A 24,567-nucleotide genomic window follows, 5' to 3' on the forward strand; every position below is an offset into this window, starting at 1 on the left:
CATGATAGGGGGATGCCCCTGGCCGGGCACCGTCAATTCGTCTGCCGGGCAACGAGGTTCTCCAGACCGAGGTCGCCCGGATGCTCGCCGGTGGCGTAGCGCGGGGCCGTGCGCCCCCAGTCGTGGTAGCCGCGGATCCAGGCCGCATGGGCGTCCGCGTAACGAGCCAACTCTCTTATGCCACCGCCGAGTTCGCGCTCCAGCTCGGGCAGGCCGGCGCGCAGGCCGAGGAAGGACTCGACGCTGCGGTCCGCGGTGTCGCGCACCTGGCGGACGGCCTCGGCGCGGGAGGCGCCGTGGTGGTGCATCAGGCTCAGCACGAGGTTGGGGCGGGCGCCGGCCTGGTCCTTCTCCAGGGAGTGGATCTCGTTCATGGCGATGACGGCGTCGCAGGCGGCGACCCGCATCGCCTCCAGGTGGCTGGTGCACCAGGCCGGCAGCGGGACCTCGAAGTGGCCGACCCGCTCGGCCAGCGCCAGCAGCGGGCGCACCCCGATCGTGCGGCGGCGGGCGCGCAGGTGGGCGGCCGGGTCCGGGAGGGCGCCGTGCGCCCGGTCGGCGATCTTGGTGGGCCAGCCGGCCAGGCAGTCGACCCAGTCGTGGACGGTTCGGCGGCGCCACTCCCCGGACATGCCCTCGCTCATCCGCTGCCAGCAGTCGGCGAAGGCGGCGACGACGGGCGGCGCGTGGGTCCTCTGCTGCTTCGGCCAGCGCAGGAGGTCCACCAAGTCCTGGCAGACGGCGATCGCGTCGTCCGTACTGCCGTCCCGGGCGTCGAACCGGTCGTCGAAGAGGAAGAACCAGCCGAGCAGGTCGAAGCAGAGGTCCAGGTCGGCGCCGACCGCGTCCGGGAAGCCGTACGCGGCACTGTCCGCGACCCGGGAGAGCTCGTAGCGGCGCAGCGCCTCCGGGCCGGCGACCAGCCCGCCGGCTTGCACCCAGGCCAGGTGGCGCCGGCGGGCCCGGGCCAGCTCGGGGCTGACCCGGCCGGCGAGGGGCACCGTGAACTCGATGTCCTGGGGCATTCGGCTTCCGCGCTCCCGATACGACTCGACGGTCCGTGGCGGCCGTTTGGGGCCGTACGGTTCGGGCCCAGCGTGGGGGAAGCGGCGGCAACCGCGCCAGAGCGCAAGGGGGCACCCCCGGGCGCATCCGGATGCGTGGCGCCCTCCCGCACCGGGGGCGCGGGAGGGCGGGGGGCCGGGGCACGGGAAGTCGGGCCCGCCGGCGGCACCCGGGCGGCGGACCAGCCGGTGTCGCGGGTGCGGCGCGGGCCGGTCATTCGGGCGTCATTCGGGGAGGTCGCCGTCGCCGCCCAGGTTGGCGGTGATGCGGCGCAGCACGTTGACGGTGGTGACGAAGTCGGCCTCGTCGACGCCCTCGTGGGCCTGCCGGAGCACGCGCAGGTTGCGCTCGCGGGCGCGCAGGCGGGCGGCCTCCCCGTCCGGGCTGAGGGACATGGCGCCGGTGGTCGCGTCCTCCAGCAGCCAGCCGCGGGCGGCGAGGTCGTCGAAGACCTCGTCGAAGTCGAGGCCGAGGTCCTCGTGGGGGGCCAGCCGCGGGACCAGGGTGGTGCGGTTCCAGTGGCCGGGGGCGCCGGCGGCGCGGTTGAGCGTCCACCAGTGCGGCTGGGTGAGGCCCTCCACCGCGAGCTGTCCGCGCAGGGCTCCCACCACCCGGCGGTAGGCCTCGCCGGTCCACGCGCCGATGGGCTGGGCGGCCAGGACTTCGTGCGGGTACTCCTTGAGCGTCACGCTGCTGTGCCCTCTCTGTGTCGTTCGCCAGGACGTGGTCACGGTAGGACTTCAAGTCGGCTTGAGGTCAAGGTGGTTCGCGCAGGGTGAGGTGGGGGTGGGGGGCGGGGTGGGGGTGTGTGGTGGGGGTGCGGTGGCCGGGTTCCGGCCGGATCGGAGGCGCCCCGGGCGGGCCGGCCGGGGCGCCCCGGGGCCGTGGGCCCGGTTTCCGCCGCTGTGGCGGGCCGGTGCCGGCACCGGAAGTCGGCCCGGTCGACTTCCGGTGCCGCAAACCGGCCGGCGGACTATGGCGCGCCGGCGCTCACCCACACGGGTGGGCGCGGCCGTTCCCGCTCCCCGCCGGGCCGGTGGCCTGGCACGGTTGGTGCGCGGGCGACCGCCGCCCCGGGGGCGGGAGCTCGGTGCTCGCCCCCTCTGGCCGGAGCGGGAAGTCGTCCCCGCCGACTTCCCGCTCCCCCCGGGGGCGCCTCCCGGGGATCCTGCGGGATCAGGCCTCGCCGTCGCGTGCCTACGCCGCCTGACGGCCGCTCACGGCGCGGGGTCGGGTGCGGGGTCGGGTGCGGTGAGGGCCGGGGCGGGGCCGTCGGCGAGGGCGGCGGACAGGACGACGGGCAGTTCCTTGTCGCCCTGGCCGACGCACAACCCCAGCCAGCGTTCGGCTCCGGGCAGTGGCCAGACGTGCAGGGTGACGGCCTGCTGGCAGAGCAGGCCGACCGGTTCGGCGGGCCGGTACCCGGCGTCCTGCGCGTCGAAGCCCGCGCGCAGGCAGGAGAACAGGTCGACCTCGTACGGGCGGCCCCAGCGGGCCGTGAACACCTCGGCCAGGGCCTCCAACGCGCCCTGGGCCAGGTCGTGTTCGCGGTCGCAGGCCATCGCGTCCGGGTCGTCCCGGAAGTCGCGGCTGACGGACAGCTCCTCGACGCGGTAGCCGGGGCCGCAGTACCCGGTGGGGTGGTCGGCGTCCTCGGGCGGGTGGGGCCGGGGGTCGGCGAGGAGGGCGTCGACCCGGTCGAGGTGCGCGGGGGTGGCCACGGCCGCAAGGCCAGGGGGCGGCACCGACAGCGGCGCGGCGGGGCCGCCCCGACGGAGGCGGGTGGGGGGGGGGACATCCTCGGGGGCGGGCACATCCCTCGCCGGCGTTGAACGGCGTCGTGGGCCCGGGCCGTTGAGCCGGTGGGGGATCCGTACGGCACCGGCATGGGGCCGGCGCAGCGACAGGAGGCGGAACGTGGCGGCGGACCACATGGTCATCGAGCAGGTACGGCGGCTGGGGCGGGGCCCGGAGCGGGAGCTCTCCCCCGACTACGGGCTGCTCCCCCCGGCCCCGAGGTCCGAGCCCGACTGGCGTCGGCCGCTGGACACCCTGGGGACGGTGCTCATCCCCCCGGAGGCCCGCCCCGGCCCGGTCTCCCCTGCCCCGGTCTCCCCTGCCCCGGTCTCCCCCGGCCCCGCTCCGGTCACCGCCCCCGCCGTCCTCCTCGCCCCGCCCCCGATGCCCCCCGCGCCGCCCGCCGTCGCGCCCGCGCCGCCCGTCCCGTCCACCGCGCCGCAGCCGCAGCCGCAGCCGCAAGCGCAGCCGGACCCGGCGCCCGCGCCCGCGCCCGCCCGGCGGTCCCGGCTCCTCGGGGCCGGCCTGGGCGGCGGCCTGGGCCTGGGCCGGGGCGAGCAGCGCGAGCAGGAGCGGCTGCGGGCCGTCATCCGCACGCCGCTGCACCGCTCCTTCCGGATCGCGGTCATCGGCCTCAAGGGCGGGGTCGGCAAGACCTCCGCGACCCTGGGGCTGGGGTCCGTCCTCGCCGAGACCCGGGCCGACAAGGTCGTCGCCGTCGACGCCAACCCGGACACCGGCACGCTGAGCCGGCGCATCCGCCGGGAGACGCCGGCCACCGTCCAGGACCTGCTCGCGGCCGCACCCTCGATCGCCGGCTACATGGACATCCGCCGCTTCACCTCGCTGACCCCCAGCGGGCTGGAGGTGCTGGCCAACGACGCCGACCCGACCGTCGCCAACGCCTTCGGCGGCGGGGACTACCGGCGGCTGGTCGACCTGCTCAGCCGCCAGTACCCGATCGTGCTGGCCGACTGCGGCACCGGCCTGCTGCACGGCTCCATGCACGCCGTCCTCGACCTCGCCGACCAGCTCGTCATCACCGCCACCACCAGCGTGGACGGCGCCAGCGGCGCGGACACCACCCTGGACTGGCTGTGCGCCAACGGGTACGAGGAGCTGGCCCGGCGCAGCGTGACCCTGATCTCCGGGGTGCGGGCCAAGGGCCGGACGATCCGGGCGGACGACCTGGTGGCCCACTTCGGGCAGCGCTGCCGGGCCGCCGTCGTTCTGCCCTTCGACGAGCACCTCGCCCTGGGCGGCATGTTCGAGCCCGCCCGGCTGCACCAGCGCACCCGCCGCGCCTACCTGGACCTCGCCGCACTGGTCGCCGAGGGCATCCGCCCGGCGGGGGCCTGAGGGCCGGTCAGGCCGACCTCGGCGGATCAGCGCGCGTCGTGCGCCCGGCAAGGTCGGCCGGACAGGGCCTGAGGGCCGGTCAGGCCTTCCAACGGCCCGGGCGCCAGGCGCGGCGGCGGGCGGCGGTGCACACGACGGCCAGGCCCAGGGTGAGGGTGACGGTGGTCAGGACGGCGGCGGCCACCGTCGCGGCCTGGCGGGGGGCGGGGTCCGGGGGCGGGGGGCCCAGGGCGGTGGCCCGCGCCGGCGGGAGGGCGGCGGCGGTGGCGGGCGGGGTGGTGGTGAGGGCGGCGAGGGGGTCGACGGTGCCGTAGCCCAGACGGGGGTCGGGCAGGGCGGTGCCGGGGTGGTAGGCGGTGGCTTCGAGGCGCTCGCGCAGGTGGGCCGGGTCGAGGTCGGGGTGGTGGCCCAGGAGCAGGGCGGCGCTGCCGGCCACCACGGCGGCGGCGAAGCTGGGGCCGCTGCCGGTGAAGTAGCCCTTGCCCGCCGGTCCGGTGCTCATCATCGCCTCGCCCGGGGCGGTCAGGTCGACCCGGGGGCCGGTCCGCGCTCCCTGGCCGGTGCCGACTCCGGTGCCGGCGCCGGTGCCCGTACCACCGCCCGTACCGCCACCTCCCGCACCGGTGCCCGTACCGCCGCCGCCCGCACCAACGCCCCCCGTACCGCCGCCGCCCGTGCCCGCCGGGTCCGGCGCGGTGCCGTCCGGGGCCAGCGCGGCGACGGTGAGGACCTGCGGCGGGGCGGAGGGCAGCGAGCCGCCGCCCTGGTCGGGGGTGGCCGGGGCGACCACCAGGGCGCCCCGCTCCTCGGCGTGGCGCAGCGCGTCCTCCAGGCCGGGGTCGCCGGCGGGCAGGGGCAGGGCCGAGGCGATGATCCGGGCGCCGGCGTCGGCCGCGTCCCGGATTCCCTTGGCGAGCAGGGCCGGGGTGGTGGCGCCGGTGTCGTCGGTGACGGCGACGGCCAGGATCCGCGCCTGGGGGGCGATGCCGGCGAAGCCGGTGCCGTCCTGGTGGCGGGCGGCGATCAGCCCGGCGAGGAAGGTGCCGTGGCCGACGCAGTCGCGGGTGGAGTCGCCGGTGCCGTACTCGCGCGGGCCCGGGACCAGGCGTTCGCCCAGGACGCCGGAGGCGCCGTCGACGCCGGAGCCGACGACGGCGACCGTCACCCCGGCGCCCCGGTCCAGTGCCCAGGCGGCCTCGGGGCGCAGGAAGGTCTGGGCCCAGGGGGTGCGGTCGGTGCCCTTGTCGGAGGGTTTGAGGCACTCGCCGGGGCGGGCGCCCTGGCGGCTCTGGCCGATCACGGGCAGGGCCGCGGGGTCGCCGGAGGCCGCCGCGGCCGGGGCGCTCCCGGTGCCCAGGGTGCACAGGGCGGCGGCGAGGGCGGCGGCGGCCGCGGCGCCGCGGCGGGTGGTCACACCGTGCTCCCCTGGAGCAGCGCGGGGACGTCCTGGGGCAGCAGCAGGCTCAGTTCGGACACGTCGCCGACCTCCAGGCGGGCCAGCCGCCCGGCCTGGCGGGTCACCATGGCCTCCAGGGTCTGGCGGGCGAAGCGGCCGTTGCCGAAGTTGCGGTCCCGGGGGACGGCCGCGCACAGCGTCGCCAGGGTGGTGAGGGTCTCGGGGGCGCAGAGGTAGCCGGCCTCCTCGGCCTGGCGGGCGACGATGGTGACGAGTTCGTCGGCGCTGTAGTGGTCGAAGGCGATCTGCTGGGGGAAGCGCGAGGCCAGGCCGGGGTTGGAAGCGAGGAAGCCCTGCATCTCCTCGTGGTAGCCGGCCACGATCACCACGACCTCGTCGCGGTGGTCCTCCATCAGCTTCATCAGGGTGTCCACCGCCTCCTGGCCGAAGTCGCCGGAGGCGGCGCCGCCGCGCGGGGTGAGGGTGTAGGCCTCGTCGATGAACAGCACGCCGCCGCGGGCGCGTTCGAAGGCCTCCTTGGTGAGCTGGGCGGTGTGGCCGATGTAGCGGCCGACCAGGTCGGCGCGGGCGGTCTCGACGAGCTGGCCGGTGGGCAGGACGCCGAGTTCGGCGAGCAGGGCGCCGTAGAGGCGGGCGACGGTGGTCTTGCCGGTGCCGGGCGGGCCGGCGAAGACCAGGTGGTGGCTGATCCTGGCGGCGGGCAGGCCGGCCTCCTCGCGGCGGCGGGCCTGGGTGATCAGGTTGACCAGGTTCTCCACCTGTTCCTTGGCGGCGCTCAGGCCCACCATCTGGCGCAGCCGGGCCAGGAGTTCGCTGCGGCCGTCCGTGCCGGGGCCGGGGCCGGCGGCGCGCGCGGCCTCGGCGCCGAGGTCCTCGGGCAGCAGCAGCGGCAGGTCCGCGTCGGTGACCTCGGCGAGGGCGGCCAGCCGGGAGGCCTGGCGGTCGACCATCTCCTCGAAGACCTTGCGGGCCGCGCGGCCGTTGCCGAAGTCCGCGCCCTTGGGCATGCGGGTGAAGTGGGTGCCGAGCGCCTCGACGGTGGCCTCGGCGAGGTCGAAGCCGTGGGCGGCGGCGGCCCGTTCGACGATGGTGACCAGTTCCTGGGCGGAGTAGTTGCGGAACTCGACGGTGCGGCTGAAGCGGGAGGCCAGGCCGGGGTTGGAGGAGAGGAACTCGCGCATCTCCTCCGAGTAGCCGGCCACGATCACCACGACGTCGTCGCGGTGGTCCTCCATCAGTTTGACCAGGGTGTCGATGGCCTCGCGGCCGAAGTCGGGCCCGGTGCCGCCGCCCCCGGCGGACAGGGTGTAGGCCTCGTCGATGAACAGCACGCCGCCGAGCGCCTCGGTGAACACCTCGGTGGTCTTGATGGCGGTGCCGCCGACGATGGAGGCGACCAGGTCGGCGCGGGCGACCTCGGTGAGGTGGCCGCTGCGCAGCACGCCGAGTTCGGCCAGGATGGCGCCGTAGAGGCGGGCGACGGTGGTCTTTCCGGTGCCGGGCGGTCCGGCGAAGATCAGGTGCCGGCCCATCGGGAGGGCGGGCATCCCGGCCTGTTCGCGGCGCCGGGCCAGCTTGTTGAGGTTGACCAGGGTGGCGACCTGTTCCTTGACGCCCTCCAGGCCGACGAGCGCTTGCAGGGTGGCCTGCGGGCCCTCGGGGTCCGGTGGCGGCGGCTCGGTGGCGGCGCCGTCGGGGCCGGGCGGGGTCTCGTACCCGTCCCCGTACCCGTCCCCGTACCCGCCGCCGTCCCCGGGTGCGGGGTCGGCGGGGCGGGTGCCGGGGGCGGCGACGGGCCGGGCCTCGGCGCTGCCGTGGCTGTCGGCGTGGGCGTTGTCGCGGCTGGTCAGCTCGGTGACCGCGAGGCGGGTGCCGGGCCTGGTCTGGCGCAGTCCGGAGCCGCGGTTGCCGGTGACGGTGCAGCCGGTGACGCGGACCGGTTCCTCGGAGTCCACCCGCAGTCCGTCGCGGGCGTTGTCGGTCAGCTCGCAGCCGTTCAGGGCGGCGCGGGCGCCGGCGGCGAGCAGGATGCCGTGGCGGCGGTTGTCGTGGACGCGGGTGCGGGCGGCGGTGAGTTCGCCGCCGTCCTCGACCAGCAGGCCGTCGCCGCTCCAGTCGGCGATGTCGCAGTCGCGCAGCGAGGCGACGCCGCCGGGGCCGATCTCGACGCCGTTGACCCCTGCGGTGGCGGTGGTGGTGCCGCGTACGGTGGTGGCGCCGACCTGGGTGTTGCCGCCGTCGGCGACCCGCAGGGCGGCGCGCCCGCCCGCTCCCAGCAGGCAGGACTCCAGGCGGCCGCGGCCCTCGCGCAGTACTTCGACGCCGTGGCCGCCGACCTCGGCGACGTCCAGGCGGCGCAGCAGCGGGTTGGCGCCGTCGCGTACGACGACCCCGGCGCCGGCGGCGCCGCGCACCTCCAGGCGGTCGAACTCGGCGGCGCTCTCGCCGGTGAGGTCGACGGCGTCGCCGGCGCCGGCGGTGACGGTGGTGCGGGTCAGGACCGGGCTGGCGGACTCGTCGACCAGGACGCCGGTGCCCTGGGCGTCGCTGACCCCGCACTCCTCGAAGCGGCCCCGGGAGCGGCCGGTGACGTGGATGCCGTGGCCCTTGGTGCGGGCGGTGCGGCAGCGGCGCACCAAGGGGTCGGTGCCGCCGGCCAGGACCAGTCCGTGGCCGCGGGTGGCGTCGAACGCGCAGTCCTCCAGGAGGACTTGGGCGGCGGAGCTGACGTAGGCGCCGATCGCGACGTCGCGCACGGTGGTGCGCAGGACCCGGGTGGTGCTGTGTTCCTCCAGGGCGATGCCGGGTTTGTCGGTGGCGGAGATCTCGCAGTCCTCGATGGAGCCGCGGCCTTCGCCGTTGGCGCACACGCCGTTGCCGCGGGCGTCGCGCAGGACGCAGTTGCGCACGACGGGGTTGGCGCGTTCGCCGATCACCACGGCGGAGCTGCCGAGGTGTTCGATGACGGTGTCCTCGATGACGCTGGTGCCGGTGGAGGTCTCGACGATGCCGGCGCCGGCGGGGTTGACGATGCGGCAGCCGCGCATGGCCAGGGAGCCCTGCTGGCGGGTGAGGACGGCGGTCCAGGAGTTGCCCGCGACCTCGCAGTCCTCCAGGGCGGCCTGGCCGCGCGGGACGTCGATGGCGGGCAGTTCCTCGTCCTGGCCGTGCAGGACCAGGCCGGTGAGCTGGACGGCCTCGGCCACGACCTGGACGACGGCGCCGCGGCGCGGGGAGATGCGTACGCTGCCGCGGGCCTCCTCGGCGGTGATGGTCACCATCTTGGTGATCACCAGGTTCTCGTCGTAGCGGCCCGGGCGGACGCTGATCACCGCTCCGCTGCGGGCCGCCTCCAGGGCGGCGGCGATCGTGCGGTAGCCGCCCTCTTGCGGCTCCGCGCCGACCGTCAGCACATGGCGGGCCATGGGGCGCTCTCCTCCGTCGTTCGTGTCTGTGGTGCTTGCCGTGCTTGTCGTGCTCGGTGGTACGGGGGTGGGGCTGGTCAGCCGGTGCAGTCGGCCTTGACGGCGGAGGCGGCGTGGTGGGCGTAGGTCTTGACGCTGTCGCCGACCCAGTCCTGGCCGCGGCTGTGCATCACCACGGCGATCCGGCCGCCGCTGAGCGGGAAGGTGCCCGCCGAGACCCACTGGCCCCGGTAGGAGACCTGGTTCACGAGGAAGGACTGGTTCTGCACGGTGTAGTAGGTCGGGGCGCCGCCGACGGCCTTGATGTCGCCGTTGTTCGGGACGTACACCGACAGGCGGCAGGTGCCGGTGGTGAGCGAGCCGGTGTTGAAGGTCCACACCACCGAGTTGCTGCTGTCGTCCTTGTCGGCCCGGCCGGACATCGGCATCGAGGCGAAGCCGCCGCCGCAGCCGTCGCCGGTGTAGCCGCCGGAGTTGTTGCGCCAGCCCTTCTGCCCGTCGTCGTACCAGCCGTTGCGCTGCATGGAGGTGGACCCGCCGCAGCCGGGGCCGGCGACGCCGCTGTAGGTGGGCGCGGGCGGCGGGGCGGGCTGGGCGGGCTTGGCCGGGGGCGGGGCCGGCTGCTGGGGCTTGGCGGGCTGCTGCGGCTGGGTCTGGGCCGCGCCGGAGCCCTGGCCGCTGCCCTGCCCGGCGCCCTGGCCGGTGTTCTGGCCGGTGTTCTGGCCACCGCCCTGGGGGCCGGCGGGTGCGCCGGCGGCGGTGTGGCCGGGGGCCGTGGTGCCCTGGCCGCCGCCCTGGTCGGCGCCGATGCCGGGCAGGGCGACTCCGGCGGCCGCGGCGGCGGGCACGCCGGCGCCCTCGCCGGGCTGCGGGCCGGCCGGCTGTCCGGGCTGGCCCGGCTCACCGGGCTGGCCGGGCTGCAGCGGCTGGTCGCCGGGCGGGTTCCCGGGCCCGTCGGCGCCGGGCACGTACCCGTTGCCGCCGCCGTCCGGCTGGGAGAACCCGGCGGGCGGCGGGCCGTCGGCACCGGGCGTGCCGGGGCCGTCCCCGCCGAAGCCGGAGATGCCCAGCGGCACCCCCACCAGCACCAGGCCGGCGATCACCGCCGCGGCCACCATCGGCTTGGGGATGCGCCGCCCGGCGCCCTCCCCCTCCGCGGCACCGGCCGGCGCGGGCACCGCGCTCACCCCGGGCCGGGCCTGCCCGGCCGACGCCTGCGCCGCGCCGCTCCCGGCGACCGGGGGCACCGCCCCGGCGGCGCCCACCGCCCCGGCGGCACCCACCGCCCCGGCGGCACCCACCGCCGCGGGCGCCTGCTCCTCGGTACGGGCCGCGCCCGCACCCGGCGCCCCGGCCTCGGCGGCCGGCTCGGGGACTTCCCAGGCCACGGCGGGCAGTTGGATGCCCCCGCCCGACGACCCGCTCCCCCGCGCACTCCGTTCCCTGCCCACCCGCGCTCCCTGGCCCTCGACGACGACGCTCGACGGGTCCGGCCCCGCCCCGCCGCACCGGCCGCGCGACGGGAACCGCCCCTCCCCCACACGACGGGCGGCACGCACCGCAGGGTTCAGCCGGTTTCCAGGCGCCAGGCCGGCTCGGCGGGGCGCGGCGGGTGGAGGACGAAGTCGACCGCCCGCTGGAGGGTCTGCGGTGACGGCTGCGGGCACGGCCCGGTGCGCTCGCGCAGGTGGGCGAGCAGCCCGGGCTCGGGGGCGAGGTCGTACTCCTCCAGGTAGTAGGCGACGGTGTCGGTCCAGATCCACTCGCCGTCGGTGCGGTAGTTCATCGGGACGGCGCCCCGGCGGGAAGTGTCGAAGATGTCGTCCATCAGCATCGGCGTCACCAGCACCTCCGCCCCGGACCTCAGGTACCCGACCAGCGCGGCCCGTTGCGCCGCGTCCCGCACCAGCGGGTGGTCCGGCGAGAAGCCCGGCCCGGTCACCGGGTCGACCAGGTCGAACACCGCCGCCAGGCGGAAGTCCGGCGCCGCCGCGCGCTCCTGCTGCTGATCCACGTCCTGCTCCCGCTCGCCTGCCGGCGCCCCGGCCGGGGCGCCCTCACCCGGGTCAACGGCGCCGGCGCGGGCGGCGTTCACCGGGCGGGGCGCCTACCCGGTCAGCCGGCGCTGCCCGTGAGGTCGGGCCTGGGGTCCTTCTTGTACCAGAGCAGGAGGGCTTTCTGCAGCTCAGGGGGGAGCTTTTTCGGCCACGCCAGGCCGCCCGCCTGCATCTTCTTGTGCAGCTTGGCGACGAAGTCCTCCCGTTGCCCCTCGTAGGCCGCGGCGAACGCCATGACCGCCCGGGCCGCCGCAGGTTTGACCCCCTGGTTGACCACGTTCACGGCATTGGCCTCGGCCGCCCGCTGCTCCGCGGCCTCTCTCGCGGTCTTCTCCTCGGCCGCCCGCTGCTCCGCGGCCTCTCTCGCGGCCTTCTCCTCGGCCGCCCGGTCCAGGAGCCGCTGGTTCCAGGCGGCCTCACCGTTCTTCGAGGGGAAGTACTTGAAGACGATCTTCTCCCCCTTGGGCACGGACTTGTTGGCGGAGTTAAGCCCGATCGTCTCCGCCCAGCCGTAGTCGATTTTGCGCAGCACCTCCTGGCCGTTCTTCGTGATCCATCGTTCTCCCTCCGACAACGTCGACTTGAGCCAGGTCTGGGTCGCGTACCCCACGTAGGCGCTGACCCCCGGGTACGCCTCCTGGAAGTCCTTGACGACGGACTTGCAGCTGTCGCACGTGCCTCGGGAGGAGAGCACTGCGAGGACGCCCTCGGGCTGCGGGGGCAGTTCGGCGCCGGGCCGCGCAGCGGCCTTCTCCGGCGGCTTGCCGCGCGACTTCCCCGAGGGATGGGGAACCTGCGTGAACCCCCACTCCTCCATCTGTCGGTAGGCCCCCGTCAGCCCCTTCACCTCGGCGTCGTAGCGCTGCGTATCCAGGTCGTTCGTCCGCCCCCACCGCAGGGCGGCCTGCAGCGCCCGGCCGTTCCTGTCGAGGGAATGGTCCCCGCTGGTGACGGCCGTGGGCGTGTGCCAGCTCTTGTTCCCCTTCAACTCCAGGCCCATGACGGCATAGGTCACGCTCTTGTCCTTCTCGGCGAAGAGCAGGTCGAGGAGGGTGTCGTTCAGGACCAGCTTCGCCGCGGCCTCGGAGTCGGGATCCGGTTCCGGTTTCACCGGGGCGGGCTCCGGGTCGTCGGCCCTCTCCTTGCCCTTCCCTACCGTCCCCTCCGGCTTCGCCACCTCTTCGGCGGCGGGTTCCGGGTCGTCGGCCCTCTCCTCGCCCTTCGCTACCGTCGTCTCCTCCGGCTTCGCCGCCTCCGGCGCGTCGGCCGGCACCGGCCTGCCCGACAGCGCGCTTTCGACCCCCTCCGCCGAGTTGGTGTCGGGGAGGCTGACAGCGGCCTTCTTCCCGCTCTTCCTCCCGAACGGCAGCGCGCCCTCCAGCTCTCGGTTCGGATCGAGGGTGCCCGGCTCGGCGCTCTCGTAGCCCTCGGGGCGCTCCCGGTCCCGCTCCGGGTGGGCGGGGGCGGGCAGGTGGGCCCCGCGGTCCACGACCGGGGGCGTCGGGCCGTCCGCCGTGGGCCGGGTGACCTCCCGGAAGTGCCCGCCGGCGACGATGGCCGGCACGCCGTCGGCCGTGTAGCCGACCTCGGAGGCGACCACCAGGTGGCCGGGGCCGTCCGTGCCGTCCACCCGCGGGGAGAAGTACACCGGGCCCGTCGCGACCAGCGCGCTGCTGCCCAGGTCGGCGAGGCCGAGCTGGCGCATCACCTCGGTGACGAAGTCGAGGCCGGGCGCCTTCCCGAGGTTGCAGGAGACGAACTGCAGCCGGTCGGTGCCGTTCCAGACACCGCCCGCGTGCAGCCCGGCCAGGATCCCGGCGACCCGGTCCTCGGTCAGTTCCTCGCCGTCCAGCACCGGCCTGCCGGTGTCGGGGTCGGTGTGCACCGGCAGCGTGAACACGCCCTCCTGCGTGGGGAAGCGCTCCAGGGCGTACCTCTCCGCCGGCGACGGATCCGGGTTCCCGAGCCACCAGCCGTGGCCGGGGCCGCCGAACGCGCTCAGGGGCGCGCCGACTTCGCCCGCGGCCGGTACCGGGTCGGTCCAGTACCAGTCCGCCGGGAGGTTGATCGTGTCGAAGGGGGCGGTCTTCGCCAGCGTGCCCTCCTCCAGGTAGGCACTCACCTCGTGGATGTTCTCGGCGGTGTACCGGAACACCGCCGGAGCGTCGCCCTCGGCGATGTCGACGCTGTTGTGCAGTTCGACCGTGAGCGCCCCGTCCTGCGCCAGCCTGAGGTGCACCGTCACGCTCTGACCGGTCAGCTTCGGGTGGGACGGGGTGATCTCGATCGTCTTCTCCCGGCCGTCCGCGGACTGCCGCTCGGTGATGCGGTGGTCGGCCCGCAGGTCGTCGGGGTAGGCGGCGCGCAGCGCGGCCTCGCCGTAGAACCCGGCGAACAGGTCGAACGCGTGCTCCATAGGGGTGTCGTTCGTCCAGCCCGCGATCGTCTCCGTGACGTCGTGGAGCGTCATGGGCGCGGCGTCCACCCGGATGACGTGGAAGGGGCCGTCCTCCTCCCGTCCGGTCACCGTCAGCCTGGTCGGGCCGAGGGTCACCTCGTACTGACCCGGGTTGACCTCCGCCGGGCCGCCCGGGAGCATGCGCTCCCGCGGGTAGGACAGCGCCAGCATGGGGTGGGACAGCGGCACCTGGATCTCGAACAGCGCGTAGCCGTCGGGCTTCGACATCCACTCCTGGACGAACTGCCGGTCGTAGGAGGTGGAGGAGGGCACGATCTCGGTGAAGCTCTGCTGCTCCCGCGTCTGCTCCGACATCCGCACCGCGCGGTACAGCAGCAGGGTCGCCTCGGCGTGCGGCTGCCCCGCCGGGGGCAGGAGGTCCTGCGCGTGGGCGAAGAACCTCTCCAGGTTGCCCATCATCGTGGCGTAGGTGGCCGTGCCCTCCCGGTGGATCAGCCGGCCCGCCGGGTTGCGCAGGTTGGTGAAGGCTCCGGCGCGGATCTGTCCCATGAACGTGCGCAGGTCGCTGCCGGGCGCGGCGGTGGTCAGGTGCCGTAGTGACATCTGCGTCCCGGCGTCGGTCTGTTCCTCGGTCGGCTGGGCGAAGCGCACCGCTTGGTCGTTGTGGCGCGCCGGGTCCACCGAGTCGACCAGTCCGTAGCCCTCGGGGTGGTCGTGGAAGGAGCCGTCCGGTGCCCGGTGGGCCCGGCGGTCCTCGACCTGGACCTGGACGGCACCGGAGTCGTCCCGGACCGCCCGGAACTCCCGCCAGTGGTCGCCGCCGACCATGACCGGGTGGCCGTCCTCGGTGAACCCGAGGGCGGAGGCGACCACCAGGTGCCCGGGGCCGCCCTCGCGCGGGGCGAAGTACACCGGCCCGGTCCCGGCCAGCGCGTTGGTCCCCAGGCCCAACTCCTCGAGCTGGAGCATCACTTCGACGAGGAAGTCGCGGCCCGGGCCGCTCCCCAGGTTGCACGCCACGAACTGCAGCGTGTCGGTGCCGTTCCAGACTCCGGAGCGGCGCAGGTCGACCAGGACGCCCGCCGTCTGGTAGGCCGACAGCGTGCCGTCGGGCCCGACCGGCAGGCCAGTGGCCTCGTCGGTGTGCACGGGCACGACGAACACCCCGGGCTGTTCGGGGAACTGCCGCAGGGCGTCGCGTTCCGCCGGTGACACGTCGCCCGGGCCGATCCGCCAGCCCGCGGCGGTGGCGCCGAAGGCCGACAGCGGCTGGCCGACGTCCTCCGCCCGGGGCGCGGGATCGTGGGCGTACCAGTCGGCGGGGAGGTCCAGGATCTCGAAGCTGGGGTGCTCGGCCAGCGTCTGCCCGCGCAGGCTTCCGCTCACGTCGCCGATGTTCGCGGCGTCGTAGACCATCGGCTCCCGCTCGTACGGCTCGCCTCCGTCGACCGGCGCATCGTCGCTGGAGCGCCAGCGGATCGTGACGGACTCGCCTTCTTGACGGATCGTCACCTCGGTGAACTGGTGCCTCAGTTCCTCCTTGCGGTGCTCGATCCGGACGGTCTTCTGCAGGCCGTCGGGCGACCACGTCTCCGTGATGCGGTGGTCCGATCCGAGGTCGTAGGGGTAGGCGGCCCGCATCGAGTCGTCGCTGAAGAACCGGGCGAACCCCTGGAAGGCGACCGGCATCGACGTGCTGCTGGACCAGTTCTCGACCTCGGCGTGGATGTCGGCCACCGTCATGGGCTCGGCGTCCACCCGGATGATGTGGAAGCCCCCGGCCTCCTCCCGTCCGGTCACCGTCAGGCGGCTGGGCCCGAGCGTCACCTCGGACTGGCTCTCGTTCACCGGCTCCGGGTCGCCCTGCGCCCTGGTGTGGCCCGGCGGGAACGACAGCGCCAGCATCGGGTGGGACAGCGGCACCCGGATCTCGAACAGCGCGTAGTTGTCGGCCCCGCCCCCGTTCGACATCCAGTCCTGGACGAACTCCCGGCTGAAGGAGGTGGAGGCGGGCAGCAGCTCGGTGAACCCCTCCCGGCCCCGGGCCTCGGAGTCCATCCGCACCGCCCGGTACAGCCGCAGGGACTCCCCCGCCGGCTGCGCCCCGGCCGGGTGCAACGCCTGGGCGTGGTCGAGGAAGGTCTGCACCTGGCCGAGCAGGGAGTCGTAGCGCTCCCCCTCCCGGACCTTGAGCATGCCCTCGTCGTCGCGCTTGCTCGTGAACCCGCCGCCCTTGATCCAGCCCATGAACTGGTGCAGCGCCGGGTCCTGGGCGGCGGCGTCCAGGTGACGCCGGGCCAGGTCCACGGCGGTCTCGTCGGTGCCGAAGGCGAACGCGCCCTCGATCGGGGTCAGGTCCGGGTGCTTGCGCGCGTCGATCTGCGTCCTGGTCGCGTCGTCGATCAGGACGGCGGAATCGCCGGCCAGGAGGCCCTTCCGGTCCGGGCCGCCGAAGAACTCCCACGGCGCCTTGTGCGTCAGCGGCGTCCCCTGTCCGGGCACGGCGAGCATGTCACGCCACTCCTTCAGGGTGGCCTCCCCGTCGGGGAAGAGCAGCGGGTCGATCACCCGTTCCCCGGCCGCCGTCTCGACCAGCACCGCGACGTGGTGATTCCACCTGTGTCGCTGGTGGAGGTGCCCGTGCTCGCCCTCGGGATAGGCCCAGATCTTGGCGAGGTGCTGCCGGCCGGTCGCCGGGGCCGCCAGGTTGATGAGCTCGGACAGCGCGTGGGCCCGGAATTCGCAGCCGTCGACGCGGTTCGGGTCGTCGGGTCGGTAGCGGCTCATCACCGTGGCGTGGAGCTGCCGGAACTGCTCGGCGGAGGGCTGCCCGGTGGGCTGCTGTCGCAATTCGGCCTGCCGGACGCGCAGTTCCAGGGGCCGTGGGAGCGATGCGCTCTGCAGCAGCCCCAGCAGTGCGTCGGCCGCCCGCACCGAGCGGACAACTCCGACGTTCTGGATGGCCGTCAGCACCTCCTGCTCGGCGTTGATCCGGTTGATCTCGTCCTCGTCGTCGTTCTCGTCGGCGCGCCGCCATTGCTCCCTGAGTTTGTCGGAACGGTCCCTCACCTTGCCCAGGTAGCTGCGGTAGTCCTCCGTCTCGGACTCGCTGCCGCTGTCACTGTCACTGTCGCCGTCCGACTCGGAGTGCTCGCTGGCGGTGTCCTCGGCCGACGCCATCTCCTCGTCGGACGAAAGCGGGTCGTTCGGCCGGACGCGCTTCACCGAGCTCGGGCCCACGCCCGGATCCGGACTCGAACCCTCGTCGTCGGTCCCGTCGTTGCGCCTGCGGCGCCCGGAGAACGCCACCGCGTCGTCCTGCGGCGCCAGCTCCCGCTCGCGCGGAAGTGCCCCGCCCGGGGACGCCCCGCCCGGGACGACGGTGTAGCCCTCGGGCGCCGGCGCCGAGCGCGGCGGCAGGCTCGCGTCCACCGGCAGGTGGGCGCCGAGGTCGCGGACCGTGATCGGGGCGTCGGGGGCCGCGTCCCGCCGGACCGTCAGGCTCGCCCAGTTGCCGCCGTCCACCAGAACGGGATGGCCGGAGCCGTCGAAGGCGAGCTGCTTGCCGACCACCAGCGCGCCGACACCGTGCGGGTCGCTGCGGAACGGTCCCGCGACCGGCGGCGCGAACCAGGCCAGGCTCCTGGGAGCGTAGACCTCCAGGTCCCGGCCGGGCAGGCGCAGGCGCAGGTGCCGCAGCGTGCCCGCGGCGAACGACCGGGCGCCGTCGCGGGCCGCCGAACAGGCCACCAGCTGAACGGGCTTGACCCCGTCCCACACCCTTCGTTCGTACAGCGAGACGAGCAGGTCGGCGGCTTCGCTCTCGGTGAGGCGGCTGCCCTTCCAGAGCGGCACGCCGTCGGAGCCGGTGTGCATCGCCACGGTGAGGAAGCGTTCGTCGACCGGGAAGCGGTCCAGTGCCGCGGCCATCCGCTGCCGGACCCGCGGGTCGGCGCCCGGGTCGTCCAGCCGGTAGGCGCCGGAGGTTTCGTGGTGGACCAGTGCCGCGCGCAGGTCGCCGGTGCGGTCGACGGCCGGCGGGTCCGGGAGCGGTGCCGGCACCAGGGGCCCGGCTTCCGGTGCCTGCGTCTCGTGCTCCGGGAGCGGCGGCGCGGCGGCCGGCTGCCGCAGGTCGTCGGCGTTCGATTCCGCCAGGGGCTGACCCGCTTCCTCCGCGGGCGCCTGGTCGAGGTCGTACCAGTCGTAGGGGAGGTCGATCGACTCGAAGCTGGTGTTCTCGTTCAGCTTCTGCGAGCGCAGGCTCACGCTCACAGTGCCGATGTTCTGGGCGCCGTAGACCATCGGCTCCCCCTCGTACGGTTCCTCTCCGTAGATCGTTTCGTCGTGGAAGCGCCAGCGGACCGAGACGGACTCGCCTTCTTGACGGATCGTCACCTCGGCGAACTGGCCGAGCGGATCACGGGGGTGCTCGATCGTGACGGTCTTCCGGCTGCCGTCGGCGGACCACGTCTCCGTGATGCGGTGGTGGGGCTCCAGGACGCCGGAGTAGGCGGTCCGCAGCGAGCCCTCACTGTAGAACCGGGTGAACTTCTCGAACGCGACCGGCATCGACATGGGACTGGTCCAGTTGTCGACCTCGGCGCGGACGTCGGCCACCGTCATGGGCTCGGCGTCCACCCGGATGACGTGGAAGCCCCCGGCCTCCTCCCGTCCGGTCACCGTCAGGCGGCTGGGCCCGAGCGTCACCTCGGACTGGCTCTCGTTCACCGACTCCGGGTCGCCCTGCGCCCTGGTGTGGCCCGGCGGGAACGACAGCGCCAGCATCGGATGGGACAGCGGCACCCGGATCTCGAACAGCGCGTAGTTGTCACCCCCGCCCCCGTTCGACATCCAGTCCTGGACGAACTCCCGACTGAAGGAGGTGGAGGCGGGCAGCAACTCGGTGAACCCCTCCCGGCCCCGGGCCTCGGAGTCCAGCCGCACCGCCCGGTACAGCCGCAGGGACTCCCCCGCCGACTGCCCTTCGGCCGGATGCAACGCCTGCGCGTGGTCGAGGAACCTCTGCACGTCACCGAGCAGGGACTCGTACCGCTCCCCCTCCCGGACCTTGAGCATGCCCTCCTCATCGCGCTTGCTCGTATACCCACCACCCTTGATCCAGCCCATGAACTGGTGCAGCACCGAATCCTGGGCCGCAGCGTCCAGATGACGCCGCGCCAGGTCCACGGCGACCGGGTCGGCGGGCGGCGGCGGCGCGGCGGCGGAGTCCCGCAGGCCGCCGCCGTCGGTGTCGTGCTCGCCCTGGTGGTCCTGGTCCTCGGGGGTGAGGCCGGTGACCTGCGGGTCGTCGGCGGACCATTCGCCCACCAGGTGCTCGTCCGGGAAGAGCCCCTCCGGCGCGACCTCGTCGCGCAGGTGCTGCTCGGTCAGCGGGGAGAGGAAGCGGTAGCGGGAGTAGGTGTTGCGGTAGGTGAGGTCCGTGTGGGCGAGGTTGGGGTCCGCGCGCTCTTCGGGGGTGAGGCTCTCGGAGAACAGCTGGGAGCCGGACATGATCTCGTGGAAGGTGTGGTCGTCCGACTCCAGCATCCAGCCGAGCAGCCCCAGCCTCAGCAGCTCGAAGTCGACCGGTTCGGCCTTCATCTCGGCGAGCGTCTGCCTCCCCTTCTCCGTCCTGGCGAGCTCCTTGACGGCCTGGAGCATGCCGAAGGCCGTGCCGGAGGTGCCGCTGGCGACCAGCCCGCCGCTGTCGTGGGCGTCCTGGTGGAGCTTGGAGTCGAGCTTGTAGTGGAAGGACTTGGCGCCGGGCTGCCAGCCCAGGCGGCCGTCCTTGTCCACGGCGCTGTACCACTCGCCGCGGCCCAGCGGCGGGTTCACCTCGAAGGGGCTGCGGTCGGTTTCGAGGATGCTCTTGGCCTGGCGCTCCGCGGCCTTCTGAGCGTCCTCGACCTCCCGCGCGCGCTTCCAGTCCGGTATCTGCCGGTTCCGGAACTCCGCGTAGCCGTCCCGGATCCGCTCGATGACGGGCCCGTACGGCTCGTCGGTGCGGAAGGATGCGAAGGGCACCGTCTGTTCGCGCTCGGCGGGCGGCTTCAGCAGTTCCCCGTAGACCTTCTTGATCTCCGCGGTCAGCGGGTTGACGACGTCCTTGCCGATGTCGTGGCGGTCCGCCCGTTCCTGCTTCAGCTGCTCCGGGCGCGGCAGTTCCCGCTTCCGTACCAGCTTGGCGAAGTGGTTGGAGGTGTAGCCGTTGTAGAGCAGGGCCATGCGCTCGCGCAGGTTGCCGCCGTCGACGACCTCCTGCAGCATGTGCCGGTCGACACCGACCATGCCGGTGGTGCCCGTGGTCCTGGAGCCGAACTTGGCCTTGTCCTTGTCGCCGGTGGTCATCCTCCAGGCCAGGTCCACGGCCTTCTTGACCTCGTGCTGGACGTCCTCGCGCCCGAGCAGGTGTGCGGCGAGGCGCCGCTCGTAGATCTCGGCCTCCTCCTCGTAGCGGATGAGCCTGAGGTCCTCGGCGGAGGCGGGCGGCGCGGCGCGCAGGACCTCGCTCGTCGGGAGCGGGTCGGGCTTGTGCTCGGAGCCCGCGACGCCCTGGTTGAGCGGGTTCTGCTTCGCCTTGTCCTGGTGCGCCTTGACCCGGTAGCCCTCGAACTCCCGGACGAAGTCCTCGGTCCGGTAGTGATTCCAGAGGAAGTCCCCCTGCTTCACCTTCAGGCCGGCGATCCGCAGTTTGCTGTGCTTGTCCGTGGGCTCCACCTCTGCCGGCAGGAGGCCTTCGTAGAAGCGGGGGTGGAACTTGAACTGCGTCCCGTCGGTGAGGAAGTCGTAGGCCTTCAGGGTCTTCGCGACATCCTTCTCCGGCCAGTCCTCGGTGATGTTCTCCACCTTCAGCCCGGTGGCCGTGCGGCCGAGGACGAGTTCCATGACCACCGGCAGGCCTTTGAGGCCGTCGCTGTAGGAGGCCGCGTGATCGAAGTCGTGGCCCGTGTAGAACCCCGGCCCCAGCTGGGTCCAGCCCTCGTTGTTCGTGACCTTGCCGATCTTGCCCTGGAGCAGGTAGTTCCGCAGCGTCCCGGCGTCGGTCACCCGGAAGACCGGCTGCCCGGCCTCCACGGTGACGACGGTGATCTCGGGCTGGACACGCCCCTCCAGCTCCTGCGCCACCGTGGAGTCGACGGCAGCTTCGGTGACCACCATCTCCGTCACCCGCGCATCGGGGCGCAGCTCCGAGTAGTGCGCGGCGAGGCCCTCTCCGGGGTTTCGGTAGACGTGCACCTCGCGGCCGTCGGCTCCGGGGTTGAACTCGGTACGGCCGTTGCCCTCGTGGACCACGAGGTGGAGGTCGAGGGCGTGGGCGATGATGGCCGGCGCCTGGTCGTAGAACGAGGTGTTCCACAGGGAGCGGTTGCGCAGCCCCATGTCGTACAGCTCGCTCATGCGCAGGTTCTCGAGGTCGCTGCCGGACAGTGTCGACGGCTGCTCGTCGCCCGGGTTGCGGCGCACCTGCCAGGTCTGGTCGCGCTCGTGGGGTTCCAGCCGGTCCTCGGGTCGCTCGCCGGTGGAGTCGGCGTTGTGGCGCAGTTGGGCGCCGGCGTCGCTGCGGAACCACTGGGACGCCAGTTCGCGCAGTCCGTGGGCGGTGAGGTCTCCGTGCTCCCAGCTCGGGAGTCCGCGGGCTCCGGCGAGGACGGCGTGGAGCAGGCAGTCGCCGTCGCCCGGTACGTCGACGACGTGGTAGAGCCGGCCGCGGTCCAGGACGTTCACCTGTGAGTCGTGCACCGGGACCGGCGCGCTCGGCGGCGTGTTGCGGGGGTTCTCGGCGGTGTGGGTCGCGCCGTTCGGCGGGAGCAGCGGGCCGGGGCCCTCGCTCTCGGCCACGCTCTCGCTCTGGTGGTGCTGGTCCGTCAGCGGGGCGGGCGCCGTCGTCTCCTGGTGGGAGCGGTACTGGCCGTGGGTCAGGTCGCGCAGGACCGGGCCCGAGTGCAGGACGTCCTCGATGCGCTGGAGGTGGCGGGACAGCACGGTGAAGTCGTCCCGGTGGGCCGAGGTGCCCATCACCCCGTTCTCGCCCGCCCAGCGGTCGCGGCGGCGCAGTACGAAGGCGTCGCCCGGCTTCCTCGCCGGCTCGACGTACTCGTCCGGGAGGCCGAGGAAGTGCAGCATTTCGTGGAGCAGCACGCCGGGTGTGCTCCGGTCGTACCAGTGGAGCTGGTTGCTGCGCCCGTTGCCGGGCAGGACGGTGATCGCCTGGTGGGCGTCGGCGGCGTCCTGGGTGCCTTCGAGGCGCAGGTGGACCTGGTCGCCGCCGGGCAGGCGGTGGTGTTCGTTGAAGCGTTCGTCGAGCACGACCCGGGCGCGGTCGAGCAGATGGGCGGCCCGGTCGGCGGGCAGCGGGCGGCCGTCGGGGGCGCGCAGGTGCAGGCGCAGGGTGAACTCGGTGACCCAGTGGTCGGGTTGGGCCTCGAAGCGCCGGACGTCGTAGCGGATGGTGGTGTCGGCGCCGTGCAGGCCGCCGAGGCTGCGCTGCCGGTTCTCGTACTGCTCGCGCACCCCGGGGCCGGCGATGTCGCCCCGGCCGCCCTGGCCGCGCACGCGGGGGTCGAAGCGGACGGTGTCCATCCGGGCGGACGGTGCGAGGGTGCGGATGTCGGCCCAGGCGGAGGCGGGCAGCAGCGGGCCCGCGGACGCGGCCGGCTCGTCGGGGGCCGGGGTGAGCGGGGTGGCCGGGGTGGCCGGCGCCTGGGCGGGCGTGCGCTGCGCCACCGGGTGGGTGTGCTCCGGCTCCTCGTGGTCCGGCTGCTCGTCGTGGTCCGGCTGCTCCTCGTGGCCGTCCCGGGAGTGTCCGTCGCCGTCCTCGTGTGCGGGGTGGGGGGTGCCGGCGAGGGTGAGCGGGCCCGCGGGGGTGAGCGGGCCGGCGGGGGTCTTGCCGGCCTCCGGCTCGGTGTCGGGCTCGGGCCTGGTGTCGGCCTCGGGCTCGGGGTCGGGCTTGGACTCGGTGGGGCGGCGGCCGAAGACGTTCTCGTTGGCCGCCTCGTGGTCGCGCCAGCGTTCTCCGTCCAGGTCCTTGGGCGCCCAGTGCTCCCGGTAGGCGTCGAAGAAGTCGCCGCCGTACTCGGTCTTCAGCCGGCGGATCTCCTCCTCCGGCACCTGGCGGTCCTCGGCGAGGCGGTCGTAGCCGGCGGCGGCGTGCTCGCGGGCGGGCAGGACGTCGCGTTCGAAGGCCACGTGCTGTTCCAGGCCCCTGGTCAGCCGGTCGCGCTTGCGCCGCCAGATCTCCAGCTGCTCGGTCAGGCGGGTGCGGTGGTCGGTGTCCGGGTCACGCAGCAGGGAGCGGAAGGACTCCTCGAAGGCGGCGCGGATCCGCTCGGTGTAACCCTCGCGCACCCGTCGGGCGGCGCTGGAGGCGGGGGGGTCGGAGCCCTCGGTGCGGGTGCCGCTGGTCGGGCGGCCCAGGGCGGTCTCGACCGCGGCGGCCGTGTCGTCGCCGCGCTCGGTGGTCTCCGGGCCACCCAGGTCGTGCGGGACCTCGGTGCGGGCGGTGTCCTCGGCGGCGCGCAGCGCCTCCTCGCGGGCGCCGTGCAGGGCCAGCAGGCGGTTGGCCTCGGCCGGGGAGGTGAGCCGGTCCAGTTCCGCCTTGAGCCGGGCGGGGTCGCGGTCGGCGGCGGTGTGCTCGGCGACCAGGCGGTCGGTGCGGCGGGCGAGGTCGGCTCGGGCGGCGGCGACCGCGCGCGGGGAGGGGCCGTCGGCGAGGCCGAGTTCGCGCAGCGCCTCGGGGCCGAACTGGTCGGGGGCGGTGTCCTTCCAGGCCGCGGCCGCGTCGTCGACCGCGTCGACGGAGCGTTTCAGGACGGCCTCGCGGACCGCCTGGACGGCGAAGTCGTGGGACAGCCCGTCGCGGTAGCGGTCCAGGGCCTCCCGGAAGTCCTCGTCCAAGCGGGTCCGGCCCAGGCGCGTCGGGTCGACGGGGGCGAGCTCCTCGCCGCCCGCCTCGCCCTCCTCCTCGATCAGTTGGAAGGACTCGTCGTCGCCGTGCAGGTCCTCGATGCGTTCCCGCAGGGCGTCGGCCATCAGGTCGCGGGCCTCGGGTGACAGGCGGACGTCCTGCGGCACGCCGGCCGCCTCCAGCAGCGCGCGGTCCTTCTCGGAGAGTTGCTGCGTCGACCACTGGGAGTGGGCGTCGTCCACCGCCCGGTCGATCTGCCCGATCGCCTCGGCCCGCGCCTGGCGCAGGTCCAGGTCCCGGGCGGCCTCCCGCAGGCGACGCTCCAGCGCCCGGGCGGCGAGGGCGTTGCGCTCGGGGGTGAAGTCGGTTCGGGCGGTGAACAGTTGGGCGACGTCCTGTTCGGCGTCGGTCCGGAACCGTTCGGCGGCCTCGCGGCGGATCTCCGCCCGGGTGTGGTCGCCGGAGTGCTCGGGCCCGAGGCCGCGGTCGGCCAGCAGCCGGTCGAAGCGGCGGACGGCGAAGGTCAGCGCGAGCTCGCGGGCACCGGCCAGCTCCAGGCGGTCCGTGGCGGAGTCGAGGATCGACTCCCGCTCGTGCGGGCGCGCCTCGATGTCCTCCCGCAAGGACTCCGCTGCCCGGCGCCACACCGGCGTGTCCGGTGTCACGAGGGGGCGCAGCTCCCGGGGCAGGCGGGCGGCGCCCTGCGTGAGGCGGTCCTCGACGGCGCGGCGGGTCTCTTCGCGTGCCTCGGCCTCGGCGAGCCGGGTGTCGTGGTCCTCGGCGAGGGAGCGCTGCCGGTCCTGCCAGGCCGCGTGCCGCTCGTCGGCGGCGGGCGCCTCGATGTGCTCGGGGGCCTCGACGTGGTGGTAGGGGCGGCCGGAGGCGGTGGTGGAGTGGGTCGGGGCCGTGTCGGGGGTGTGCTGGCCGCCGGGCACGTCCGGCTTCGGGTCACGTGGCGGGGTGTCGGGCGGCAGTGGGTTCTTCGGGTCGGGACGGTTCGGGTCCAGGTTCTGCGGATCCGGGCGCTGCGGGTCGGGACGGTTCGGGTCCAGGTTCTGCGGATCCGGGCGCTGCGGGTCGGGACGGTTCGGGTCCAGGTTCTGCGGATCCGGGCGCTGCGGGTC

Annotated in this window: 9 protein-coding genes; 1 reads left to right on the forward strand and 8 read right to left on the reverse strand. The window is 74.5% G+C overall.

The features are described from left to right. Window positions 1-32 precede the first annotated feature (32 nt). The 3 genes from ACZ7BZ_RS27225 to ACZ7BZ_RS27235 form a co-directional block, all read right to left on the reverse strand. Window positions 33-1,025 (reverse strand): terpene synthase family protein, encoded by a 993-nt coding sequence (locus ACZ7BZ_RS27225; RefSeq protein ID WP_470360619.1) that lies wholly within the window; start codon window positions 1,023-1,025, stop codon window positions 33-35. Between the two features lie 264 nt (window positions 1,026-1,289). Then, window positions 1,290-1,754 carry a MarR family transcriptional regulator gene (locus ACZ7BZ_RS27230; RefSeq protein WP_470360620.1) on the reverse strand — a complete coding sequence of 155 codons (465 nt, stop codon included), beginning with the start codon at window positions 1,752-1,754 and terminating at the stop codon, window positions 1,290-1,292. A gap of 528 nt (window positions 1,755-2,282) precedes the next feature. Beyond that, window positions 2,283-2,786, reverse strand: coding sequence for a hypothetical protein (locus ACZ7BZ_RS27235; protein WP_470360621.1), 504 nt, complete (start codon window positions 2,784-2,786; stop codon window positions 2,283-2,285). Between the two features lie 196 nt (window positions 2,787-2,982). Here ACZ7BZ_RS27235 and ACZ7BZ_RS27240 point away from each other — a divergent pair, with 196 nt between their 5' ends. Next, window positions 2,983-4,221, forward strand: coding sequence for a MinD/ParA family ATP-binding protein (locus ACZ7BZ_RS27240; RefSeq protein ID WP_470360622.1), 1,239 nt, complete (start codon window positions 2,983-2,985; stop codon window positions 4,219-4,221). Between the two features lie 79 nt (window positions 4,222-4,300). On the opposite strand, the gene ACZ7BZ_RS27245 is transcribed toward ACZ7BZ_RS27240, so the two are convergent. From ACZ7BZ_RS27245 to ACZ7BZ_RS27265, 5 genes are all read right to left on the reverse strand, one after another. After that, window positions 4,301-5,635 carry a S8 family serine peptidase gene (locus ACZ7BZ_RS27245; RefSeq protein WP_470360623.1) on the reverse strand — a complete coding sequence of 445 codons (1,335 nt, stop codon included), beginning with the start codon at window positions 5,633-5,635 and terminating at the stop codon, window positions 4,301-4,303. Beyond that, on the reverse strand, window positions 5,632-9,063 hold the full coding sequence (locus ACZ7BZ_RS27250; RefSeq protein ID WP_470360624.1) for a right-handed parallel beta-helix repeat-containing protein: 3,432 nt from the start codon (window positions 9,061-9,063) through the stop codon (window positions 5,632-5,634). The genes ACZ7BZ_RS27245 and ACZ7BZ_RS27250 overlap by 4 nt, the downstream gene beginning before the upstream one ends. Before the next feature lie 77 nt (window positions 9,064-9,140). After that, a complete protein-coding gene (locus ACZ7BZ_RS27255; protein ID WP_470360625.1) occupies window positions 9,141-10,451 on the reverse strand; it encodes a carbohydrate-binding protein in 1,311 nt (436 codons plus the stop codon). A gap of 179 nt (window positions 10,452-10,630) precedes the next feature. Next, window positions 10,631-11,077: a hypothetical protein gene (locus tag ACZ7BZ_RS27260; protein ID WP_470360626.1), complete on the reverse strand. Its 447-nt coding sequence runs from the start codon at window positions 11,075-11,077 to the stop codon at window positions 10,631-10,633. A gap of 101 nt (window positions 11,078-11,178) precedes the next feature. Beyond that, window positions 11,179-24,378: a protein-glutamine glutaminase family protein gene (locus tag ACZ7BZ_RS27265; RefSeq protein WP_470360627.1), complete on the reverse strand. Its 13,200-nt coding sequence runs from the start codon at window positions 24,376-24,378 to the stop codon at window positions 11,179-11,181. Window positions 24,379-24,567 lie beyond the last annotated feature (189 nt).

Source organism: Kitasatospora sp. NPDC036934 (assembly GCF_055608425.1).